The organism is Paenibacillus nicotianae (genome assembly GCF_042681745.1).
In the GTDB taxonomy this organism is placed as follows: domain Bacteria; phylum Bacillota; class Bacilli; order Paenibacillales; family Paenibacillaceae; genus Saccharibacillus; species Saccharibacillus nicotianae.
Map to the genome: position 1 here is coordinate 419,263 of NZ_JBHUGF010000010.1, position 23,235 is coordinate 442,497.

16 protein-coding genes, 3 tRNA genes and 1 other annotated feature are annotated in these 23,235 nt (G+C 39.1%); of the genes, 17 read left to right on the forward strand and 2 right to left on the reverse strand.

Features of this window, described 5'->3' with window-relative positions; genetic code table 11:
• The first annotated feature begins 48 nt into the window (after positions 1–48).
• Positions 49–351: a binding site (T-box leader), on the forward strand.
• Positions 352–432: 81 nt separating this feature from the next.
• From ileS to ACFSGI_RS06130, 11 genes are all read left to right on the forward strand, one after another.
• Positions 433–3,528, forward strand: coding sequence for an isoleucine--tRNA ligase (ileS, locus tag ACFSGI_RS06080; protein ID WP_204823284.1), 3,096 nt, complete (start codon positions 433–435; stop codon positions 3,526–3,528).
• 217 nt (positions 3,529–3,745) lie between these two features.
• On the forward strand, positions 3,746–4,237 hold the full coding sequence (lspA, locus tag ACFSGI_RS06085) for a signal peptidase II (protein ID WP_204823285.1): 492 nt from the start codon (positions 3,746–3,748) through the stop codon (positions 4,235–4,237).
• Positions 4,238–4,365: 128 nt separating this feature from the next.
• Positions 4,366–5,277 carry an RluA family pseudouridine synthase gene (locus ACFSGI_RS06090; protein WP_204824919.1) on the forward strand — a complete coding sequence of 304 codons (912 nt, stop codon included), beginning with the start codon at positions 4,366–4,368 and terminating at the stop codon, positions 5,275–5,277.
• 594 nt (positions 5,278–5,871) lie between these two features.
• Complete coding sequence (pyrR, locus tag ACFSGI_RS06095; RefSeq protein WP_204823286.1) at positions 5,872–6,435, forward strand: bifunctional pyr operon transcriptional regulator/uracil phosphoribosyltransferase PyrR; 564 nt, start codon at positions 5,872–5,874, stop codon at positions 6,433–6,435.
• A gap of 2 nt (positions 6,436–6,437) precedes the next feature.
• Positions 6,438–7,343 (forward strand): aspartate carbamoyltransferase catalytic subunit, encoded by a 906-nt coding sequence (locus ACFSGI_RS06100; RefSeq protein ID WP_465264550.1) that lies wholly within the window; start codon positions 6,438–6,440, stop codon positions 7,341–7,343.
• 39 nt (positions 7,344–7,382) lie between these two features.
• Positions 7,383–8,708 (forward strand): dihydroorotase, encoded by a 1,326-nt coding sequence (locus ACFSGI_RS06105; RefSeq protein ID WP_204823288.1) that lies wholly within the window; start codon positions 7,383–7,385, stop codon positions 8,706–8,708.
• Positions 8,709–8,781: 73 nt separating this feature from the next.
• Positions 8,782–9,912 carry a glutamine-hydrolyzing carbamoyl-phosphate synthase small subunit gene (gene carA, locus ACFSGI_RS06110; protein WP_204823289.1) on the forward strand — a complete coding sequence of 377 codons (1,131 nt, stop codon included), beginning with the start codon at positions 8,782–8,784 and terminating at the stop codon, positions 9,910–9,912.
• 1 nt (position 9,913) lies between these two features.
• Complete coding sequence (gene carB / locus ACFSGI_RS06115; RefSeq protein ID WP_204823290.1) at positions 9,914–13,213, forward strand: carbamoyl-phosphate synthase large subunit; 3,300 nt, start codon at positions 9,914–9,916, stop codon at positions 13,211–13,213.
• 146 nt (positions 13,214–13,359) lie between these two features.
• The gene (gene pyrF, locus ACFSGI_RS06120) at positions 13,360–14,109 is read left to right on the forward strand and encodes an orotidine-5'-phosphate decarboxylase (protein ID WP_379282705.1); all 750 of its coding nucleotides are present in this window, start codon (positions 13,360–13,362) and stop codon (positions 14,107–14,109) included.
• A complete protein-coding gene (gene pyrE, locus ACFSGI_RS06125; protein WP_204823291.1) occupies positions 14,096–14,737 on the forward strand; it encodes an orotate phosphoribosyltransferase in 642 nt (213 codons plus the stop codon). Before pyrF ends, pyrE begins: the two co-directional genes overlap by 14 nt.
• Positions 14,738–14,993: 256 nt before the next feature.
• A tRNA-Ile gene (locus ACFSGI_RS06130) sits at positions 14,994–15,067 on the forward strand.
• A gap of 181 nt (positions 15,068–15,248) precedes the next feature.
• Here ACFSGI_RS06130 and ACFSGI_RS06135 read toward each other — a convergent pair.
• A complete protein-coding gene (locus ACFSGI_RS06135) occupies positions 15,249–15,449 on the reverse strand; it encodes a hypothetical protein (RefSeq protein WP_204823292.1) in 201 nt (66 codons plus the stop codon).
• 293 nt (positions 15,450–15,742) lie between these two features.
• Here ACFSGI_RS06135 and ACFSGI_RS06140 point away from each other — a divergent pair, with 293 nt between their 5' ends.
• The 3 genes from ACFSGI_RS06140 (at position 15,743) to ACFSGI_RS06150 (ending at position 17,433) form a co-directional block, all read left to right on the forward strand.
• Complete coding sequence (locus ACFSGI_RS06140; RefSeq protein ID WP_204823293.1) at positions 15,743–17,014, forward strand: GAF domain-containing sensor histidine kinase; 1,272 nt, start codon at positions 15,743–15,745, stop codon at positions 17,012–17,014.
• A 153-nt stretch (positions 17,015–17,167) separates the two neighbouring features.
• Positions 17,168–17,253 (forward strand) — tRNA-Leu (locus ACFSGI_RS06145).
• A gap of 94 nt (positions 17,254–17,347) precedes the next feature.
• A tRNA-Leu gene (locus ACFSGI_RS06150) sits at positions 17,348–17,433 on the forward strand.
• Between the two features lie 87 nt (positions 17,434–17,520).
• On the opposite strand, the gene ACFSGI_RS06155 is transcribed toward ACFSGI_RS06150, so the two are convergent.
• Positions 17,521–18,243 carry an SGNH/GDSL hydrolase family protein gene (locus ACFSGI_RS06155; RefSeq protein ID WP_204823294.1) on the reverse strand — a complete coding sequence of 241 codons (723 nt, stop codon included), beginning with the start codon at positions 18,241–18,243 and terminating at the stop codon, positions 17,521–17,523.
• A 766-nt stretch (positions 18,244–19,009) separates the two neighbouring features.
• Here ACFSGI_RS06155 and ACFSGI_RS06160 point away from each other — a divergent pair.
• The 3 genes from ACFSGI_RS06160 (at position 19,010) to ACFSGI_RS06170 (ending at position 23,230) form a co-directional block, all read left to right on the forward strand.
• The gene (locus ACFSGI_RS06160) at positions 19,010–20,404 is read left to right on the forward strand and encodes a glycosyl hydrolase (RefSeq protein WP_204823295.1); all 1,395 of its coding nucleotides are present in this window, start codon (positions 19,010–19,012) and stop codon (positions 20,402–20,404) included.
• Between the two features lie 240 nt (positions 20,405–20,644).
• Complete coding sequence (locus ACFSGI_RS06165) at positions 20,645–21,691, forward strand: LacI family DNA-binding transcriptional regulator (protein WP_204823296.1); 1,047 nt, start codon at positions 20,645–20,647, stop codon at positions 21,689–21,691.
• 288 nt (positions 21,692–21,979) lie between these two features.
• The gene (locus ACFSGI_RS06170; protein WP_379282709.1) at positions 21,980–23,230 is read left to right on the forward strand and encodes an ABC transporter substrate-binding protein; all 1,251 of its coding nucleotides are present in this window, start codon (positions 21,980–21,982) and stop codon (positions 23,228–23,230) included.
• The last annotated feature ends 5 nt before the right edge of the window (positions 23,231–23,235 follow it).

Consider the following 23,235-nt stretch of genomic DNA (forward strand, 5'->3'; position numbering starts at 1 on the left):
ATAACTTTATTTCAATCCGTTCGTGTAAACGAATATAAATATGAACATCAACATTCATTGATAGGGTCAGTACATCATACATTGTGTTCACAGAGAGTTGGCGGTTGGTGCAAGCCAATGAACATCGTATGATAGAATATCCCCCTGGAGAAGCAAGGCTGAACCATAATGTAGTAAGCCGAGCCGGAGTGCCAACCGTTACAGAGGCACCGCATCATTTGTGCGGATCTAAGGTGTCACTTCACCTTTATATAACGCGAGAACAGTATCTGTACTGATTTTCGTTTTGTATTTTACAATTAAGGGTCGAAGTGAAACAAGGGTGGTAACGCGAGCAACCTCGTCCCTTTCTGGGATGGGGTTTTTTGATGTTTTTATACGGGATAGTTGAAGTGCATTCTATATTAATAGATGGGGAAGGATGACAAAATTATGCAAAGAGTCGATGTCAAAGAAAAAGCACGTACACGTGATTTACGGATTTTAAATAAATGGAATGAGGAAAATACATTCCAACGTTCGATTCAGAATCGGGAAGGCAAGCCTAATTTTGTTTTTTATGAAGGTCCACCAACAGCAAATGGTAAGCCTCATATCGGTCACGTTTTAGGACGCGTAATCAAGGACTTTGTAGGTCGTTACCAGACAATGAAAGGATACCGTGTTGTTCGTAAAGCAGGATGGGATACACATGGTCTTCCTGTTGAACTAGGTGTTCAGAAAAAATTAGGAATCTCTCACAAACATGAAATCGAAGAGTACGGTGTAGAGAAATTTATTCAAGAATGTAAAGCAAGTGTATTCGAATATGAGCAACAATGGCGTGATCTTACATCTGGGATTGGATATTGGACAGATATGGATCATCCGTATGTAACACTTGAAAATAACTATATTGAAAGTGTATGGAACAATCTTGCCACGATCCATGATAAAGGACTATTGTATCGTGGACACCGCGTAAGCCCGTATTGTCCTGATTGTCAGACCACACTGAGTTCTCATGAAGTTGCTCAAGGATATAAAGATGTCAAAGATTTGAGCGCAACAGCCAAATTCAAACTTGATGACAGTGGTGAATATGTACTGGCTTGGACAACTACACCTTGGACATTACCTTCTCATGTAGCGTTAGCGGTTAATCCTGATATGGATTATGTACGTGTGAGTCAAGATGGAAGTGTCTATATCGTTGCCAAAAATCTAGTAGACGATGTAATGAAAGATGGCAAAGGCGAATATGAAGTGCTTAGCACATTAAAAGGTGCAGAATTAGTTGGCAAAACGTATGCTCCGCCATTTAACTATTTTACAGCAGAAAAAGCGAATATCATTCTAGGAGCAGACTTTGTTACCGATGCAAGTGGTACAGGTATTGTTCATATGGCGCCAGCTCATGGTGAAGATGATTATCGTGTATGTCGTGAAAATGGAATCAGCTTTGTGAATATGGTGGATCTAGAAGGTAAATTTGTAGCAGAAGTGACAGATTTTGCAGGACGTTTTGTTAAAGATTGCGATATCGATATCGTACGTTTGTTATCTGAAAAAGATCGTTTGTTCAGCAAAGAAAGATATGAGCATACGTATCCATTCTGCTGGCGTTGTGATACACCACTTTTATACTATGCAATGGATAGCTGGTTTATCCAGACAACAGCTGTCAAAGAACAATTGATCGCTAACAATAAAGAAGTTGACTGGTATCCAGGTCATATCCGTGATGGACGTTTTGGTAAATTTTTGGAAGATTTAGTGGACTGGAATATCAGTCGTGATCGTTATTGGGGTACACCGCTTAACGTGTGGGTATGTGCAGAAACAGGCGAACAATTTGCACCACATAGTATCGCTGAACTCCGCGAGCGTGCAATTGGTGATGTGCCTGAAAATATCGAACTACACAAACCATATGTAGATGATATCAAAGTACGCAGTTCATGTGGTAAATATGAGATGTTCCGTACACCAGAAGTCATTGATGTATGGTTTGATAGTGGTTCGATGCCATTTGCACAACAACATTATCCTTTTGAAAATCAAGACACATTCCAGGAGCAATTCCCGGCAGATATGATCTGTGAAGGTATCGATCAGACTCGTGGTTGGTTCTACAGTCTACTTGCTGTATCTACACTAATCACAGGCAAAGCACCTTACAAAGCAGTTATGGCTACAGGGCATGTATTAGATGAACAAGGACAGAAAATGTCCAAGTCTAAAGGTAACGTGATTGATCCGTGGGAAGTTATCGATGAATATGGAACAGATGCGTTCCGTTGGGCATTGTTATCGGATAGTGCACCGTGGAACAGTAAACGTTTCTCGAAAGGTATTGTCGGTGAAGCGAAATCCAAAATGGTGGATACACTTGTGAATACACATGCCTTTATGACATTGTATGCAACGATTGATGGATTCGATCCAGCAGAACATCCTTTCCAACCGTCAGAGCATAAATTAGATCGTTGGATTCTATCTCGTCTGAACAGCTTAATCAAACAAGTGGAAAAAGGACTTGCTGTAAATGATTTCTTAAATGCTTCCAAAGCGATCGAAGCTTTTGTAGATGAGTTGAGTAACTGGTATATCCGTCGTTCACGTGACCGTTTCTGGGGTAGTGGTCTAACCGAAGATAAATTAGATGCTTACCGTACATTAACAGAAGTGTTATTAACAACAGCTAAGCTGATTGCACCATTCACACCGATGTTAGCAGAAGATATCTATCTCAACCTTAGCAGTGGTGAAAGTGTGCATATGGATGATTATCCTATTGCTAATGAAGATTTGATCGATCTTGAGCTAGAGCGCGATATGGAAACAGCTCGTCGTATTGTAGAACTAGCGCGTAATGTACGTAATGAAACAGGTCTCAAAACACGTCAACCGTTATCTGAATTGATCGTTTCGCTCGACAGAGATTTTGATTTGACCAGCTATGAAGCTATCATCAAAGACGAGATCAACGTGAAAGGTATCCATACCGAAACCGATGATTCTGGATTTGTAGACTTTACGCTTAAATTAAACCTTAAAGTAGCCGGTAAAAAATACGGCAAAAACGTAGGCTTCTTGCAAAACTTCTTCAAAGGTATGTCTGTAGAAGAAACACGCAAAGTGGTGGAAGATGGATTCTTGCATATTCTTTCTCCAGAAGGTGAAGAACTACAAGTGACGAATGAAGAATTATTAGTTGAGAAAAAAGCGAAGTCTGGTTTTGCTTCAGCTTCAGGGTATGGTCTAACAGTTGCACTCAATACAGATGTAACACCTGAACTTGAGCAAGAAGGATGGGTACGTGAGATTGTACGTGCTGTTCAAGACTATCGTAAAAAACTAGATCTACCTATCGAAAAATACGTGAATTTAACGTTGTCTGTAAACGATGATCTTCGTCAAGCCATCCAAACATTTGATCATGTACTTCGTGAAAATGTACTGGTTAACGAGGTGGCATTTGCTAATGAAGAAGGTATGGAGCAAGTGGAATTGATGGGACAAAATGTAGGTATCCGTATTTCGTAACAAAAGCTAAGATCAAGTAATAGAGATATCTGATCTAATATAAGCATGGGTATCATAGATCTACTTTGATAGTAGTGAGATGATACTCATGTTTTTTTATTATAAAGGTTCTCAATAGACGGCTGATTCTAGGCTGTGCTACAATAAACAAAGCTATGTTTAGTGAGGTTGTCGTACTAAGCATATGGATGAGATATCAATAGGGTGGAGGATTATTGTGATATATTATGTGATTGCAATTATAGCGATTATTGTAGATCAGTTAACCAAATACTGGATCGCTACTGGAATGGAACGAGGAGATCAGATTTCAGTGATCGGCAATTTCTTTTTGATTACTTCCCACCGTAATCAAGGCGCTGCTTTTGGTATTTTGCAAAATCAACGTTGGTTTTTTGTCGTGATTACGTTAATAGTCGTTGTTGCGATTATATGGTATATCCAAAAAGTGAAATCACAACCGGATAAATTATTGCCTGTTGCTTTATCACTTGTTTTGGGTGGAGCGATTGGTAATTTTATTGATCGCGCACGTATGGGTGAAGTGGTGGACTTTTTACAATTTAACTTTGGCAGTTATACGTTTCCGATTTTCAATGTAGCTGATTCTTGTATTGTCGTTGGGGTTGCATTGATTATTATAGACGCACTGCTGGATATGAGCCGTCAGAAGAAACAAACTGCCGGTCATGAAGAGGAGAATGTTTAGTGAGTAAGCAAGACAAATCAGAGTTGAATGGAATTCAAGATAAGGACTGGGTAGAGCAAGAATTACCTGATCTAGAACATGCGGAAGAAACAGGCGAAGATGAGACAGAAATCGGTTCTGTTCAAGTAATGGAATGGACGATTGCTGTAGAAGATGCTAAAACACGTATCGATAAATATATTACAGATTTATTGCCAGAAGGATTTTCACGTTCTCAAGTACAACAATGGATAACCGATGGCTTAGTAACAGTAGATGGCAAAGTTATCAAAGCTAATCATAAATTGCTGGAAAATGAACAGATTATCGTTCAACTTCCAAGTTTGGCTACTGTAGCAATCGAAGCACAGGATATTCCGCTTGATATCGTCTATGAAGATTCAGATGTAATTGTCATTAATAAGCCTCGTGGTATGGTTGTCCATCCTGCAGTAGGTCATTCTTCCGATACGATGGTTAATGCTTTGATGTATCATTGCAAAGACTTATCCGGTATTAATGGCGAAGTGCGTCCAGGTATTGTGCACCGTATCGATAAAGATACAACAGGATTATTGATGGCTGCCAAAAATGATAAAGCTCATGCTTCATTATCGGAACAGCTCAAAAATCATACCGTTACTCGTAAATATATTGCACTGGTTCATGGTAATATCGAACATGATCAAGGTACGATTGATGCACCTATTGGTCGCTCTCCACAGAATCGTAAAATGTTTACCGTTACAGAAAAGAACAGTAAGCATGCTGTTACTCATTTTGTCGTGACAGAACGTTTTGGTGATTTTACATTGGTAGAACTTCGTCTGGAAACAGGACGTACTCACCAAATACGTGTGCATATGAAATTTATTGATCATCCGTTGGTTGCTGATCCTATGTATGGACGTGTAAGAGCCAAAGCTTCTACACTGGACGGACAAGCACTTCATGCGGCTGTACTCGGTTTTATTCATCCTACTACAGGTGAATATTTAGAGTTTCAAGCGCCGATACCAGATGATCTGGAACAAGTATTATTATCCCTACGTAATCGTTAATAAATATATCTATTTCGGAAGTCAGTCTGATCATCAGATTGGCTTCTTTTTTGTATCTATAAATATGTAAAAACAGAAATCACTTTATAATCGTTAAAAGAGTATGATGAATAATTTATGAATAAAAAATGATTAAAATGATATATTTACTTATAATTGTGGATATTTATTCGTATATATTGTATAATTATGATTATTGAAACAAAGTATAACTATTCTTTTACAACTATATAACCATTTCTTCATCATCCCACGGTAAGTTGTGCAGTTGACAGTCACTGTTGTTTCTGTCATAATTCATTTCAGATGAATAAGCACCTTTAATTCAGTCCCGTGAGACTGGCAAGGTAACGTGAACGATGTTCACTGTAGGACACCCTCTGTGTGGAGTGGTGCATACTACAGTGCGTCTGAGTATGACTGTCATGACGTGTGTCTATGACTACAGACTCCTTGCCGTTTTAGGGCAGGGAGTCTTTTTTATACCCTGACCGAAGAACGAGCAATAGAGTCAGAAAATAGGATGAACCAGACACGCGTTATGATGTTGACCACGGGGCCCAGGGTGTACAGAACCTGAGGAGGCTAACGATAATGAATACAGAGACTCGCATTATCATGGATGAGACAGCAATCCGCCGCGCACTTACACGTATTGCACATGAGATTTTGGAGAAAAATAAAGGAATTGAAGATTGTATTTTGATCGGGATTCGTACACGAGGTATTTATCTCGCACAACGGATCGCAGAACGTATTCAAGAAATTGAAGGTAAACCTGTTCCTTTCGGTGAGCTGGATATTACCGGATATCGTGATGATCAAGACAATGGACGTTCTACAGGTATAAATAGTAGTACGATGCTAACACCTGCTAATCTAACGATTCGTAACAAAAAAATTATTTTGTTCGATGATGTACTGTACACAGGTAGAACTATTAGAGCGGCTATGGATGCGCTGATGGATTGTGGAAGACCAGAAATGATTCAATTAGCAGTCCTAGCTGATCGCGGACATCGTGAACTTCCGATTCGACCGGATTATATTGGCAAAAACGTACCGACATCTAAGCTCGAAGAAATCGAAGTAAGACTAAGTGAAATCGATGGTAGCGACCAAGTGAATATTATGCAACATCGTGAGGTGACTGCATGATTATGACAAACACTACAGTCAAACAACGCAGTCTGCTCGGTCTCAAAGGTATGAGTCAACCGGAGTTAGTTTCAATACTAGATCGCGCTGCTTACTGGGATGCACATACAGAGAAGCAAGTATCTGTTTTACAATCACGCTTTGTCGCGAATATGTTTTTTGAGAATAGTACACGTACACGTTTTTCTTTTGAAATGGCTGAAAAGCGCTTGGGCGCAGAAGTGCTTAACTTCACTTCCGCAGTATCAAGCGTAGAAAAAGGCGAATCGATTTACGATACTGTTCGTACACTGGAAAGTATGGGAATTGATGCAGGAATCATTCGCTTGAAACCTTCAGGAGTATTGCAAGAATTAGCTGAAAAAGTAAATGTACCGCTTATCAATGCCGGTGATGGCAACAATGAGCATCCGACACAAGGATTGCTTGATCTGTACACGATGCGTCAAGAATTTGGCGAGTTAAAAGGTCTGCATGTAGCGATTGTAGGTGACATTTTGCATAGTCGTGTAGCACGCTCAAATCTCTGGGCTTTACAGACAATGGGTGCAAAAGTAAGCTTCTGTGCACCAGACAATATGCGTGCTGATGATATCGGAGAGGTTTCTTATATCAGTATGGAAGAAGCGTTACAAGCAGATGTAGTGATGATGTTAAGAGTGCAATTGGAACGCCATGCTGTAGGCATACTCAAGTCAGCAGAAGAATATCGCCTGCAATATGGATTGACCGAAGAAAGAGCTGCCCGGATGAAACAACATGCCATTATTATGCACCCGGCTCCAGTCAATCGTAATGTTGAGATCGATGATGCACTGGTGGAAAGTCCTAAATCAAAAATTTTCCCACAAATGCAAAATGGTGTACCGATTCGGATGGCTGTTATTGAAAGAGCCTTACGTAACTAAGCACTACGATAATCAACAATACAATTTCGGAGGTTAACAATGACACTTTTTATCAAAAACGCAAACGTATTGAACGGAAATAACGAGCTGGAAATCAAACATATATGGGTAGAAGATAGCCAAATCGCACACATTTTTGCAGGAGAGCAAAGCACATCAGACTTGCTTGAACAGTATGGATCAGGTAAAGAAGTCACAGAGATCGACGCTACAGGCAAGTTAGTGACTCCCGGATTGATCGATATGCATGTACACTTACGAGAGCCTGGTTTTGAGCACAAAGAAACGATAGCAACCGGAACTGCTTCAGCAGCCAAAGGTGGATTTACCACTATCGCTTGTATGCCAAATACACGACCGGTTACAGACAATGCCGATGTAGTAAAATTGGTACTGGACAAAGCGGCAGAAGCAGGGAGTGTCAAAGTTCTTCCTTACGCAGCTATTACAGTCAACGAGTTAGGACGCGAATTAACAGATTTCGCAGCGCTCAAACAAGCGGGTGCTATCGGATTCACGGATGACGGAGTAGGCGTACAAAATGCACAAATGATGAAAAATGCTATGGCACTTGCCGCTTCGATGGATATGCCGGTTATTGCACACTGTGAAGATGATTCATTGGTGGTTGGAGCATCAGTAAGTGAAGGAGAATTTGCTCGCAAACATGGTCTGAAAGGGATTCCGAACGAATCTGAAGCAATCCACGTAGGACGCGACATTTTGCTCGCTGAAGCAACAGGTGTTCATTATCATGTGTGTCATGTAAGTACAGAACAATCGATTCGCTTGATTCGCTTAGCCAAATCGATTGGGATCAAAGTAACCGCAGAGGTATGCCCGCATCATTTGATCTTATCCGATGAAGATATTCCCGGTATGGATGCCAACTGGAAAATGAATCCACCTCTACGTACACCACGCGATGTAGAAGCTTGTATTCAAGCAGTAGAAGATAGAACAATCGATATCATTGTGACTGATCATGCGCCTCATAGTGAAGAAGAAAAAGCAAAAGGAATGGAATTAGCACCGTTTGGAATCGTTGGATTTGAAACAGCATTTCCATTGTTATATACCAAATTTGTTCAAACAGGACGCTGGTCATTACAAATGCTTGTAGATCGAATGACATCTGATCCAGCTAAAGTATTCCGCTTAGCAACAGGACGCTTAGAGCAAGGTGCTCCAGCAGATATCACATTAATCGATCTGGAAACAAAGCAAACAGTTGATCCAGCTACATTTGCAACAAAAGGAAAAAATACCCCATTTACCAACTGGACATTACAAGGTTGGCCACAGACAACGATCGTAGACGGTCAAGTCGTTTGGTCGCAGGAAGCTACGGCTTCTAAAGCATAAATATACCGAAAAGTGATATAAATATTCATTTGATTATAACTAACTTTTAAGATAGATAGAGGAGTGAAACGGGATGCAGGCAAAATTGTTATTAGAGGACGGAACATTATTTACAGGCCGTAGTTTCGGAGCAGAAGGCGAAACCACTGGAGAAGTTGTATTCAATACCGGAATCACCGGTTACCAGGAGGTACTGTCTGATCCTTCGTACTGTGGACAGATCGTAACAATGACTTATCCGCTGATCGGAAATTATGGTATTAATCGTGATGACTTTGAATCGGTTCGTCCGTATATTAATGGATTCGTTGTTCGTAGACATGAGCCTGTACCTAGTAACTGGCGTGCTCAATACACAATTGATGAATTGCTACGTGAACATGGCATTATCGGAATCAGCGATATAGATACACGCATGTTAACACGTCGTATTCGTCATCAAGGAACGATGAGAGGCATTTTGACAAGCGGTTCGTTATCGACTGAAGAATTGATGGAGCGTCTAAATAGTAGCGTATCGGCTACCAATCAGGTAAGTCATACTTCTACTTCTCATATTTATACAAGTCCTGGACCCAAAGAGCGTATCGTACTTATCGATTACGGCGCAAAAACAGGGATTGTACGTGAGTTATCTCAACGCGGTTGTGATGTTGTGGTCGTACCTCAAGATACGACAGCAGAACAGATTCGCCGCTTACATCCAGACGGTATTCAATTATCTAACGGGCCAGGAGATCCCAAAGATGTACCTGCTGCGGTAAAAGTGATTGAAGAATTACTTGGCGAATATCCAATCTTCGGTATTTGTCTAGGACACCAGTTGTTCGCTTTGGCTTGCGGAGCAGATACAGACAAATTGAAATTCGGACATCGTGGTGGTAACCATCCTGTCAAAGATTTGCAAACAGGACGTTGCTATATTACATCGCAAAATCATGGATATACAGTGAAAGAATCTTCTATTGAAGGAACAGAACTTGAAGTTACTCATATCAATAACAATGATAAAACGATAGAAGGATTAAAGCATAAGACTTATCCAGCATTTTCTGTACAATATCATCCAGAAGCAGCACCAGGGCCTTTTGATAATGGCTATCTATTCGATCAATTTCTAACGATGATTCGTGAATATAAAGCACAACATCCTCAAAAAACGCGTCAAGCCGAAATGATGGCTGCTGTGAAAGGAGCTAACTGATATGCCCAAAAATAATGAACTTAAAAAAATACTTGTAATTGGTTCCGGACCTATTGTTATCGGTCAAGCTGCTGAATTTGACTATGCAGGTACGCAAGCTTGTCAGGCATTGAAAGAAGAAGGGGTAGAAGTTGTACTCATCAACAGCAACCCTGCAACAATCATGACAGATACCAACATGGCAGATAAAGTCTATATCGAGCCAATCACACTTGAATTTGTGACTCAAATTATTCGCCAAGAACGTCCTGATGGTCTACTGCCTACATTGGGTGGACAAACAGGCTTGAATATGGCTGTAGAATTAGCACGTGCAGGTGTACTGGAAAGCGAAAATGTGAAGTTACTAGGAACTCAATTAGAATCGATCGAAAAAGCGGAAGATCGTGATCTGTTCCGCGACTTGATGCGTGAATTGGATCAACCTGTTCCTGATAGTGTGATTGTAACTACACTTGAAGAATCATTAGTATTTGCAAATGAAATCGGATATCCAATCATTGTTCGTCCTGCTTATACATTGGGAGGTACAGGTGGTGGTATCTGTATCAATGAAGAAGAATTACGTGAAACGGTACAAGCGGGTATTCGTTATAGCCCGATCGGACAATGTCTGGTAGAGAAAAGTATCGCAGGGATGAAAGAAGTCGAGTATGAAGTTATGCGCGATGCTAATGATAACTGTATCGTAGTCTGCAACATGGAGAACTTTGATCCAGTAGGTGTGCATACCGGTGATAGTATCGTAGTTGCACCTAGTCAGACCCTTTCTGATCGTGAATATCAAATGCTACGCTCTGCATCTCTTAAAATTATTCGCGCTCTAAATATTGAAGGTGGATGTAACGTACAGTTTGCCCTTGATCCGCAAAGTTACCAATACTATGTGATCGAAGTAAATCCGCGTGTAAGTCGCTCGTCTGCACTTGCTTCCAAAGCAACAGGCTATCCGATTGCGAAAATGGCAGCGAAGATTGCAATGGGTTATACGTTAGATGAAATCGTCAATCCTGTAACAGGACAAACATACGCTTGCTTTGAACCAACACTAGATTATATCGTTGCTAAAATCCCGCGCTGGCCATTTGATAAATTTATCAGTGCTAACCGTAAATTAGGTACACAGATGAAAGCAACAGGCGAAGTGATGGCGATTGGCCGTACATTTGAAGAAGCAATTCACAAAGCAGTACGCTCGCTTGAAATCGGTGTTCATCGTATCCATCTAAAAGATGCAGAGCATATCGAAGATAGTGTATTAGATGAGCGTCTAATCAAAGCAGATGATGAGCGTCTATTCTTGGTCGCAGAAGCATTCCGTCGCGGCTATAGCTTGGAGCAGATTCAACAACTCACCAATATCGACTGGTGGTTCCTAGACAAAATTGAACGTATTGTCGCGTATGAGTCTGTACTTTCATCAGAAGATACATTGAGTGATGATACATTGTATATGGCGAAACGTCTTGGATTTACAGATCGTTCGATTGCGGAACTGCGCAGTATCAATCACCCAGAAGATCCATTTAATAACGAACATCATATTCGTGCATATCGTAAAGAAAATAATATGATGCCTGTATTCAAAATGGTAGATACTTGTGCCGCAGAATTTGAAGCGACTACACCGTATTATTACTCTACCTTTGAGACTGAAAATGAAGTGATCGAAAGCCCTAAAGAAAAAATCGTGGTGCTTGGTTCGGGGCCAATCCGTATTGGTCAAGGGATCGAGTTCGATTATTCAACTGTGCATGCAGTATGGGCTATTCAAGAGTCTGGGTATGAAGCAGTCATTATTAACAACAACCCTGAAACGGTTTCGACCGATTTTAATACATCAGACCGTTTATACTTTGAACCATTGTTTTTTGAAGATGTAATGAATGTTATCGAACAGGAAAATCCGATCGGAGTTATTGTACAGTTCGGTGGACAAACAGCGATTAACCTTGCAGCTCCATTAAGCAAAGCAGGTGTTAAGATTCTAGGAACTAGCTTGGCAAGTATTGATGAAGCAGAAGACCGCAAAAAGTTCGAAGCTTTACTGTCTCGCTTGAATATTTCTCAGCCTGAAGGTAGCACAGTACTATCGATAGATGAAGCGGTAGAAACAGCGCAAAAATTAGGTTATCCGGTACTGGTTCGTCCTTCTTATGTACTTGGTGGACGTGCAATGGAAATTGTATACTCGGATGAAGAACTATTGCTCTATATGGCAGAAGCAGTCAAAGTAAATCCTGAGCATCCAGTATTGATTGACCGTTATATGCTAGGTAAAGAAGTGGAAGTTGATGCGATCTGTGATGGCGAAACAGTCGTTGTACCGGGCATTATGGAACATATCGAACGCGCAGGCGTTCACTCCGGTGACTCGATTGCAGTGTATCCTCCACAACATCTGTCTGAAGAATTGAAGCAAAAAGTAGTCGATATCACGATCCGCACAGCGAAAGAACTAAAAACTGTCGGCTTGGTGAATATCCAATTCGTTATTTTCCAAAATGAAGTCTATGTGATTGAAGTGAACCCACGTTCTTCACGCACAGTGCCTTTCTTGAGTAAAGTAACTGATATTCCAATGGCGAAGATTGCTACACAAGCGATTCTAGGCATTAAGCTCAAAGATTTGGGATATAGCGAAGGATTGTGGAAAGAAAGCGAATATATCTCGGTCAAAGTGCCAGTGTTCTCTTTTGCTAAATTACGCCGCGTAGAGCCTACATTAGGCCCTGAAATGAAATCGACAGGTGAAGTCATGGGACGCGATCTATTGTATGCTAAAGCTCTATACAAAGGCTTAATCGGTGCAGGGATGAAAATTCCAGCAACTGGAGCCTTGATTGCAACGGTAGCAGACAAAGACAAGCCAGAAGCTGTTCGCTTGTTAAAAGGATTTTACCGTCTAGGATACAAAATTATTGCTACCAGTGGTACAGCAAAAGCATTAGAAGAAGCAGGAATCAAAGTAACAGTAATTCATAAGTTAACAGAAGGTGTGCCGAACATTCTGGATCTTATCCGCAGTGGACAAGCCAACTTTGTAGTCAATACCTTTACTAAAGGGAAAACGCCTGCTCGTGACGGATTCCGTATCCGCCGTGAAGCTGTAGAAAATGGTGTGGTATGTATGACATCACTTGATACGGTCGAAGCTTTGTTAACAATGCTAGATACGATTAACTTCTCTTCTTACGCTATGCCGTCTTTGACGAACACTGTAACTGCAAATCCTACAAAAGATGTTGTTAACAATATCGTAGTCGGTCAACTGGAAGATCAGGAAACTATTCTGAGCTAAAAGTAATGACCACCTCACACAAAACTAAAGTACGGCGGATCATTCTAGTGTCCGCCGTCATTTGTGTGCGTATAATCGGTTTGTATACAACGTATAGTCATATATTCGTAGCTATAATAAGTATGATTTTCAAGGAGGTACAACAGTTGACACATTCGATCTCTCCAGCGATAGCTAAGCGCTTGATTGTAGCGCTTGATTATCCTAATGTAGAAGAAGCACGAGTAATTATCGAACATCTTCAAGGTATCCCATGTACACTCAAAGTAGGCATGCAATTATTTTATAGCGCAGGACCTGATTTTATTCGTGAGTTAAAATCAAAAGGATACTCGGTTTTTTTAGATTTGAAAATGCATGATATTCCGAATACTGTTAAAGGTGGAGCTCATAGCATCACCAGACTGGGAGTCGATCTTTTTAATGTGCATGCGTCAGGTGGTCGCAAAATGATGGAAGCGGCAGTAGAAGGAATGGAGTCTGCACTAACAGCAGATACTAGCTTACAACGCCCTTTGTTAATTGCAGTGACTCAGTTAACCAGTACATCACAGCAAGTCATGAATCAGGAAATCGGTATTCAGGGAACAGTGGAATATGCTGTTGTTCATTATGCACGCTTGGCACAGCAAAGCGGTCTGGGTGGAGTAGTCTGCTCTCCGTTAGAAGTGTCGATGATTCAGCAAGCATGCGGAACATCATTTGCTACTATTACTCCGGGTGTACGTCCGGCTGGTAGTGATATAGGTGATCAGACACGTATATTAACGCCAGGACAAGCGATAGCTGGTGGGAGTGACTATTTGGTAGTAGGTCGTCCAATTACCGGGGCACATGATCCTAGAGAAGCGACAGAACAGATTATAGAGGAGATGAGTTTACATGTTAACGATTGAAGAGATTCCAGCTCATATTGCATCTGCATTACTACAGATTGAAGCAGTAGCTTTAAGTCCACAGGAGCCTTTTACATGGACATCCGGTATCAAATCACCTATTTATTGCGATAACCGTCTGACAATGTCCTATCCGTACATACGTGATCAGATAGCAGATGCGTTTGCTATGATTATTCGTGAACAATATCCAGATACAGAAGTCATCGCAGGCACAGCAACCGCAGGTATTCCTCATGCTGCCTGGGTAGCGCAAAAGTTAGATTTACCAATGGCTTATATTCGCGATAAAGCCAAAGGACATGGTAAACACAATCAGATCGAAGGAGTCATTCAGTCTGGGCAAAAAGTGATTGTAATCGAAGATTTGATTTCAACAGGAGGCAGTTCGATCAAAGCGGCAGAAGCTGTGCGCGAAGTAGGGGCTGATCCATTAGCAGTACTAGCGATTTTTAGTTATCAATTAGATAAAGCTACACAAGCATTTGCAGAAGCAAACTTACCATTACAGACCCTCTCTAACTACGGTGCATTAATCGATAAAGCAGTAGAATTGGGCAAAATTCCAGCAGAAGATTTGGAACTATTGCGTTCATGGCGTGAAGATCCATCTGCTTTTGGAAAATAAATAGAGCTAGATTCCAGTAGTCGCCAACTAGAATAAACACATTTGTATAAATATAAGGGTATACTTTTACAGTGTATCCTTATGTTTTGATCAAAAATACATATGTTATAAAATAAAAAAGGATAATGATAAATTGCAGTAAGTGTTTCTATAGAACAGGCAGAAAATTAACTTGACGTGAAATAGTGAAATACGGTATATTAATTGAGTCGCTGTTTATATTACATTCCAATTGAAATCGTTCTTTTGGAGATGCGGGCCTATAGCTCAGTTGGTTAGAGCTACCGGCTCATAACCGGTTGGTCGGGGGTTCGAGTCCCTCTGGGCCCATTAGAAAAAGACCCTTACATCTGTAAGGGTCTTTTTTTATAAATATTAGTTTATCTTTTTCTACGTCGCATAAATAACATAACTAACAGCACAACAATCACGACAATTAGAATAAATTTCATAGCGTATTACCTCCAAGCTTTATCCCTGATCAAGTAGTTCAAAAGAATCAGAAGTATTTTTATTGATGAGAAGAATCTTTAGAAGAGGAGTCTTTTTTAGAATCTTTGCTGAAATCATCTTTCACTTTGTCTACCGATTCGCTGACTGCTTCTTCTAACAGATTTTCTGCTGATTGATTTTTATTAGAGTCTGGATCTGGTATAGGATCTACACCTGCTCCGCGTTCTTCATGGTTTTTGTACTCATCCGGTTTACTCATTATGAAGTCATCCTTTCGTCTATCTAGCTATTTTCGACATCATAGATATTGAACTTATTTGTAAATAAATATAAAGGCTATGTTATCGAAATAAACCATTGTGACGTCAGATGAATCACAAATATAAACTTTATCTGATTTGATATGTGTATACAAACATATTGTATAAGCAGAAAAAAGTACAAAAATTCACAATACATTATTTTAAATTTAATATATAATACATTTAAGTGTAATTTGGGTATATAGAACTATGCTTGATATTTTCTTAATGAAAGACGGTGGAGTTCATAATGAATACTTCTTCAATCAGTAACATTTTATATCAAAATGTAGGTGATGCGGCAGACCATATTATCAAAATCATAGGTGGACTTATCCATATCAATACTATTTTTATCGCTAGCAATGATGGTTTAAATAACGTAATTATGCGAGCTTATAACCGTGATGAACATCTTGTAGAAGAAGGAAGTATACTTCCTCTGGAATTAAGTTATTGTAGTCTAGTTATTAATCATGCCAATCCTCAACAAAATAAGCCTTTAATTATCGAGAATACCAATGAAAATGAATTAACACGCCATATGGACGTGACACGTTCTATTGGTGGTGGTTCTTTTATAGGATTACCGGTACGTTTGCGAGATGGTAGTATTTATGGAACGATTTGTGCATTGGATCGCAATACGTACAAATTCAGTGAAGCTGATATCCAAACGTTAGAAACGATGACGATCTTTTTGGCATATGTAGTAGAGCTAGAGAAAATGGTAAATGATCTGAAGCAAAAAGAAATCGAACTAGAACAAGCCCGTCTAAAAGCAGAAAACTCTGCACAAGTGAATCGTAACCTTTTAGCGATTATGGGACATGAAATTCGTACACCGATGACCAACATTGTAGGTGTAGCGGATCTGATGATGGATTCAGAAATAGATCCACAGCAACAGGTCTATATGGATATTATTGAATCCAGCAATCAGTCGATGCTGAATTTGGTAGAAGATATTTTGAGTTTTAGTCATATGGAAGAAGGAGCTACGAAGATTGATCAAGAACCTTTTGATCTGATGCATACGATTAACGAAGTGGTTACTTCACTGGGTACACCTTTGGACGAGAATCCAATTATATTGAACATGAATACAGACCAAAGCGAACTTCCATTGATTTACGGTGATGCGTTACGTTTGAGACAAATATTGATCAATACACTTAATGCGTTGCGTTTCAATTCAGTAGGGCAATTAACATTAGCAGCATCAACAGTTGTAATTGATTCTGATAACAATGTATCACTGGATATTACTGTACACAATTCTCATATGACAGTAGATATCACAACGTTAGAACAATTATTTGATTCGCTAAAAGAAGCTAACGATATATCATGGTATCAGCAATACGGTAGTATCGGTCTGAATCTAGCGATCAGTCGAAAATTAATCCATTTGATGAATGGAGAATTTGAAATGAACAGTGGACAAGATGGAACGATTATTCGTTTTAATTTATTACTACCGCAGTACATTTCTGTTGAAAATATAGATATTATATCTTAGAAAATCGACTGTTTGATTAACTAAAAATAAAATCGAATCCAAAGTGTTGACAGTTAGATATCTAGCATGGTATGATCTTAAATGTTGGCGAAACAATCACAGCAAGTGACATCGTCAGCAGGCATGAAGATGAATTTATTCATCTCAACATGTGCCGGGGTGGCGGAACTGGCAGACGCACAGGACTTAAAATCCTGCGGTAGGTGACTACCGTACCGGTTCGATTCCGGTCCTCGGCATACTTATATTTTTGATATAAGTATAACGTAATACAAGCAGTACATAAAGACAAGAAGCACATGTATAATCCTTAGCTTCAAGCAGGGTTACTGTGCCGGGGTGGCGGAACTGGCAGACGCACAGGACTTAAAATCCTGCGGTAGGTGACTACCGTACCGGTTCGATTCCGGTTCTCGGCATTATGAGATGTACAGATGATACAAAAAAAGATCGCTTTGCTCTTATGTAATATAGAGAGTAAAGCGATCTTTTTTATTATTTTTATGTTACGAAAGATACGGTTTGAGGTTTTCTAAAATAACTGCATAAGCATTAGGCCACATATGAATCCCATCAGTCGAAAATTCTTCTTTTAAATTGCCATGCTCATCTGCTAATCCTGCATTTACATTAATAAAGTGAAAATGGTGTTGACTAGCTAGTTCTTCAATAGCAGTATTAGCTTCCTCAATATTAGATCGAGTACGTGTAGCGAACATCTCCGCTTTCATTGAAGGATCAAGTCCGAAATCAGCTTCTCCATTCACAGGGTAGTATGCCATTACATAGACTTCGCATTGAGGTAATCGTTCTTTGATTTGATCCATGATTGTATTGTAATTGGTAAGAAGGACTTCTTTTTGGTAGCCATTAGGTCCGATAGATCCAATATCATTTGAGCCGATATTAATAAATATTTTGGATGGAGCAAGTGCAAAAATACAATCTTCTATCACTTCAAGAAGATCAGCCGTTGTACTTCCTGCAATGCCTCGATTGTAGATGATCTTCTGTAAATTAAGATTCAGTTGCATTTCATTGCTAGGGAACCATTCCATTAAAGAAGAACCTACAAATAAAATTTGTTCTTTCGTTATAAACTGATTAAGTTGTTTATACTTTTGATGTGTACTTTTCTTTTGTTCACTAAAGTTATTCATCATCATCGTTTGAATTACTGCTTGTACATCCTCATCTTGCATCAGTTTCTTCATTTGCTCTGGATTCATGATTTATCTGCTCCTTTGAAGGGGTGATGATTTATTTATATCTTTATTATTGGATAGTACTAAAGACAAGCATATACTTAGAATAAAACAATGTAAAATGTACTGTAATATATGATCTAACTCTGAATTTCTTATGATGTAATAAGTATTCATAGTATAGGTATATAATTAGAATTAGAGTCAGAATATGAGTCTCGACAAAATTACACCTATCTTTTATCGTTTTGGGATAATCACGATTTGGATTAGGGCAATCTTTAGACGTTAATCGATAATGATATAGAAAGCTCTCACCGAACCTTCTAACCATCATATACATGCTTAAATAATATTTTATACCCTTTACTTCTTTTGTCGTTGTAGAATCAATATAGAGCGTTCTCTCGCTAACAAGTAATTATTATAATTTGCAATACATAGCCTTCATAAAAGAACAGCAAACTCGATACTTATACTTATATACATAACTTTATAATAGCTAGAAAGATCATCCTCTATAGGGTGATCTTTTTTTGTGAAAATTTATTCCAGATAATACTAAAAATATATATATTTTTATATTTAAATTATGTATGATATGTATAATAAACAAAATTCAAATTATTTTAAAAATATAATTATATTAATTAAAATAATTAAGGAGGTGGTAGAACCTAGTATAATATTCTCTTTAGTATCTCTATCAATTGTGAATGTATGTTACACATCGTTAGTTACAGGATAGGAGTAGATAGAAAACACTGAACTTGATAAAGGAGGCAATATGATGGTGAAAATAAGTCGTACTTTGTTGCTTGTTCTAGTAATGTTCAGTTTGGTGTTTGGAGGTGTAGCTGTTTCTTTGTCGTCTCAACTGGAAGCAGCGGGTGTTAATTTGGCACAGGGCAAACCAGTAACGGTTTCTTCAACTGAAGCAGGTAGCAATATAGCGTCTAATGCTGTAGATGGTAATACGTCGACACGCTGGGCATCTACAACTGCGGATACACAATATTACATTGTTGATTTGGGAGCGGCACAATCAGTATCCAGTGTTATTTTACGCTGGGAAGCGGCATATGCGAAGCAATTTCAGATTCAGACATCTACCGATAATGTGAACTGGACAACAGCGTATTCGAACTATAGCAATACAGGAGGAACGAATACGATTACGTTTCCATCGACTACAGCTAGATATGTGAAAATGTATGCTTTTCAACGGGCGACTACGTATGGCTATTCTTTATATGAATTTGAAATATACGGCAGTGATCCCCAAGCGGCTACAGGAGTCCTTGATTATATTAAAAGTATTAGTGGCAAACAAACAGTCATCGGCATGCACAATCGTGAACCGAATGCTACCCCGGCTGTACAGACAGAAAAAGTAAAAAGTATTACAGGTAAATATCCAGGGTTATGGAGTGGGGATTTATTATTTTCAGCGAACGATGTCAATAACCGTTGGAATATGATTTATGAAGCCAAAAAGCAGTGGGATAATGGAGCAATAGTACAGGTGATGATGCATGTTACCCCGCCTACGCAAGCTGATGCAGGTAATTGGGAAGGTGGAGTAGTCAGTCATTTAAGTGATGCTCAGTGGAAAGACTTAACAACTAACGGAGGTACACTAAATAAAGCGTGGAAAGCTCGCTTGGACAACTATGCACAGTATCTTCAGTATTTAGAAGATAACAAAGTCACTGTATTGTTCCGTCCATTTCATGAAATGAATCAAGGGGTATTCTGGTGGGCTGGTCGTCCGGGAAGTACAGGTACGGCTGAGTTGTATCGCTTAACCCATGATTATCTTGTGAATACGAAAGGGTTGAGTAATCTTGTATGGGTATGGGATATGCAAGATTTAGACTTGAATTGGAATGTATACAATCCAGGTAGTGCGTACTGGGATATCTTTGCTTTGGATGTATACAATCCAGACGGATTCACTACGCAGAAATACAATACCGCTTTGAGTGTAGCAAATGGCAAGCCGATAGCAATTGGCGAATGTGATGTACTACCAACGCCTAGCCAGTTGGCTGCTCAACCCAAATGGACATTTGCTATGAGCTGGGCAGAACTAACTTTTGAAAAAAATAGCAATGCACAGATCCAGACTGTCTATAATGCTTCCAATGTGATTACACGCGATGAGTTACCCAAGTTAAAGTAATGATGCAATAAAAGATAGACGACAGGTATTGCACAATATGTACCCGATCATAAATAAGAGCGTCTAAGATAAAGAATCCAAACAGTGAGCTAAGAGAAATCTCTTGGTGACTGTTTGGATTTTTTGGTCTACATATAGAGAAAGTATTAGAGTTGAAATTTGTTGAATAAAGCTTTATTGTTAAGTCAAGTGAATCTAAATACAGATAGACGATATAACAAAAGGGGGATTATCAGCTCTATGAAAAAAATTACGCTACAAGTGATTGCAGATGAATTGAAAGTCTCTAAAGCACTTGTCTCCAAAGCGTTATCGAATGATCCTGCTGTAAATGAAGGTACAAGAGAAAAAATATGGCAAACTGCTGAAGAAATGGGTTACCGGATTAAGCCGGTTCGCAAAAAAGTTTCCGATACTCAAACTGGTAATATTGTCGTTCTTATGCCTAGAGCATACTTGGATGATATTGAATACTGGGGCAAAGTGATGCAAGGCGTCGAAGCTGAATTAACCAATCATCAATTTAGTATGATTTTATCAACAATAGATATTAGTTTGTTCCCCAAAGAAGGATTGCCGTCTAGCATCTATGATCGTAAAGCAGATGGAGCGATAGTGATGGGGCATTTACCGGATAATTATATCGAAATGTTACGTTCAATTGATTTTCCATTTGTAATGTTAGATGCTAATTTATTAGATCCTTCGATCGATCATATTCTGGCAAATAACTTTCTAGGTGCTTATCAAGCGACTAATTATTTGTTTGCACAAGGTCATCGGAAAGTAGGGTTTGTAGGTGATCCAGATGCTTCATGGAGCTTTCGTGAACGTAGCCGCGGATTTCGTGAAGCGATTCGTGATTTTAATGAAAAAAATGATGAACAAATTCAAGCTACATTTATTGCCGGTATCGGTGTAAGTGGTACAGGTATGTATATTACAGGTGAATTTTCAGATACATTGAAAACGCAAACAACCTCAGATCAAGCTTTAACCGGACTATTTTGCGGAAATGATGTGGTAGCTTTAGAGACACTTAGTTTATTATCGAAATGGGATGTAAATTGTCCGCAAGATGTATCGATTATCGGATTTGACGATTTAACATTAACAGAATTGATGAACCCCAAATTAACTACAGTTCGTGTACCTAAAAATGATATTGGTATGCGTGCAGTACAGATGTTAATGCGCCGCATCGAAAATCCCGAGGTGACTCCCGAACATATACTAATGTCTACACAATTGATTGAACGGGCATCGATTACAGCACCTAAGCAGTAAATAGAAGCAAAGTGTAGTATGCAACAAATGATATTGCTAAACCACCAAAGTTATATAGTACAGGCAAACATATAGATATCGATTACAGAAATAGTGAAACCCAAATATATTGTAAAAGACACTTCGCAAGCACTACTTGTGCGCTGAGTGTCTTTTTGCTATACATCTACATCATATACTTTTCAAAAATTATATAATGTTGAATTAAATATAATTATATTGTTGAAATAAAAGTTTAATTATGTTAATGTTTGGATGTAAGCGATATCAATATTAGGGGGCTTTAAAGTGAAAAAGATATATTTGTCTGTACTGCTCATGTGTATATTTTCGTTATTGTTGACAGCCTGTGGTGGAAGTCAGAGTACACCAGCAGACAAAAATGAAATTAGTGGCACGATTACTTTTTTAACCAATCGGACAGATATGGTTGGCGAAAAATATGATGATTATGCCAAACGTTTTAACGAAAAATATCCAGATGCTCATGTCGAATTTGAAGCGGTCACTGATCTAGACAAAACGACTAAAATTCGTGTTGGCTCTGGCGAATTTCCTGATGTGGTATTGATTCCGACTATTCCTAATTCAGACCTCCCCAAATATTTCACTCCATTAGATGATCTCGGATTAAACGACCGTATTTATTTTAAAGACTACAAATCATATGAAAACAAAGTGTATGGGATTTCAGTAGGCGCAACTACAACAGGTATTTTATACAACAAAAAAGCGTTCGCCGATGCAGGTATTACTGCTGTTCCGCAAACACTGGACGAGTTTTATGCAGCGGCAGATAAGCTCAAAGCCGCAGGTAAAGTCGCATTGGCCTCCAACTTTAAAGATCAGTGGACATTATATCCGTGGTCGTCTGAGATTCCAACAGCTATAGCAGGTGATGCGAATCTCAATAACAAACGACTTGAAAGTGATGCTCCTTATCAATTAGATAATCCATATGGTCAATCGATGGGCATTATTCGCAATATGTATGAAAAAGGTTATTTAGAACCAGATATCAACTCTACCAACTGGGAACAGTCCAAAAAAGATATTGCTAGCGGCAAATTTGCTATGTATGTGATCGGTAACTGGGCGATTCCACAAGTTATTGAAAGTGGCACTGATTCCAGCAATATCGGATATTTCCCATTCCCTTACGATAACTCTGGTAAGCACAATGTGACATTAGCACCGGACTGGGCATACGGTGTGAACAAAAATAGCGAACATCCTGCAACAGCCAAAGCTTTTGTAAAGTGGATGCTAGAAGATTCAGGATTTGATGACTTTGCTGGATTTATTCCTGTATTAAAAGACAAAAAGCCGGCTGTTGAACAACTTACTGAATTTAATAGCTTCAAACCAAAATATATAGAAGCAGTATCTGATGATCCTAAAGTCACTGCTATCGTAAATAAAGCACAAATTACAAAAGAAGCATTTGTGCAAGAATTTGTACTAGCACCTGATCCGCAAACGATTATCGATAAATATAATGCGGCATGGGCTAATGCCAAAAAATCATTAGGTAATTAACAACA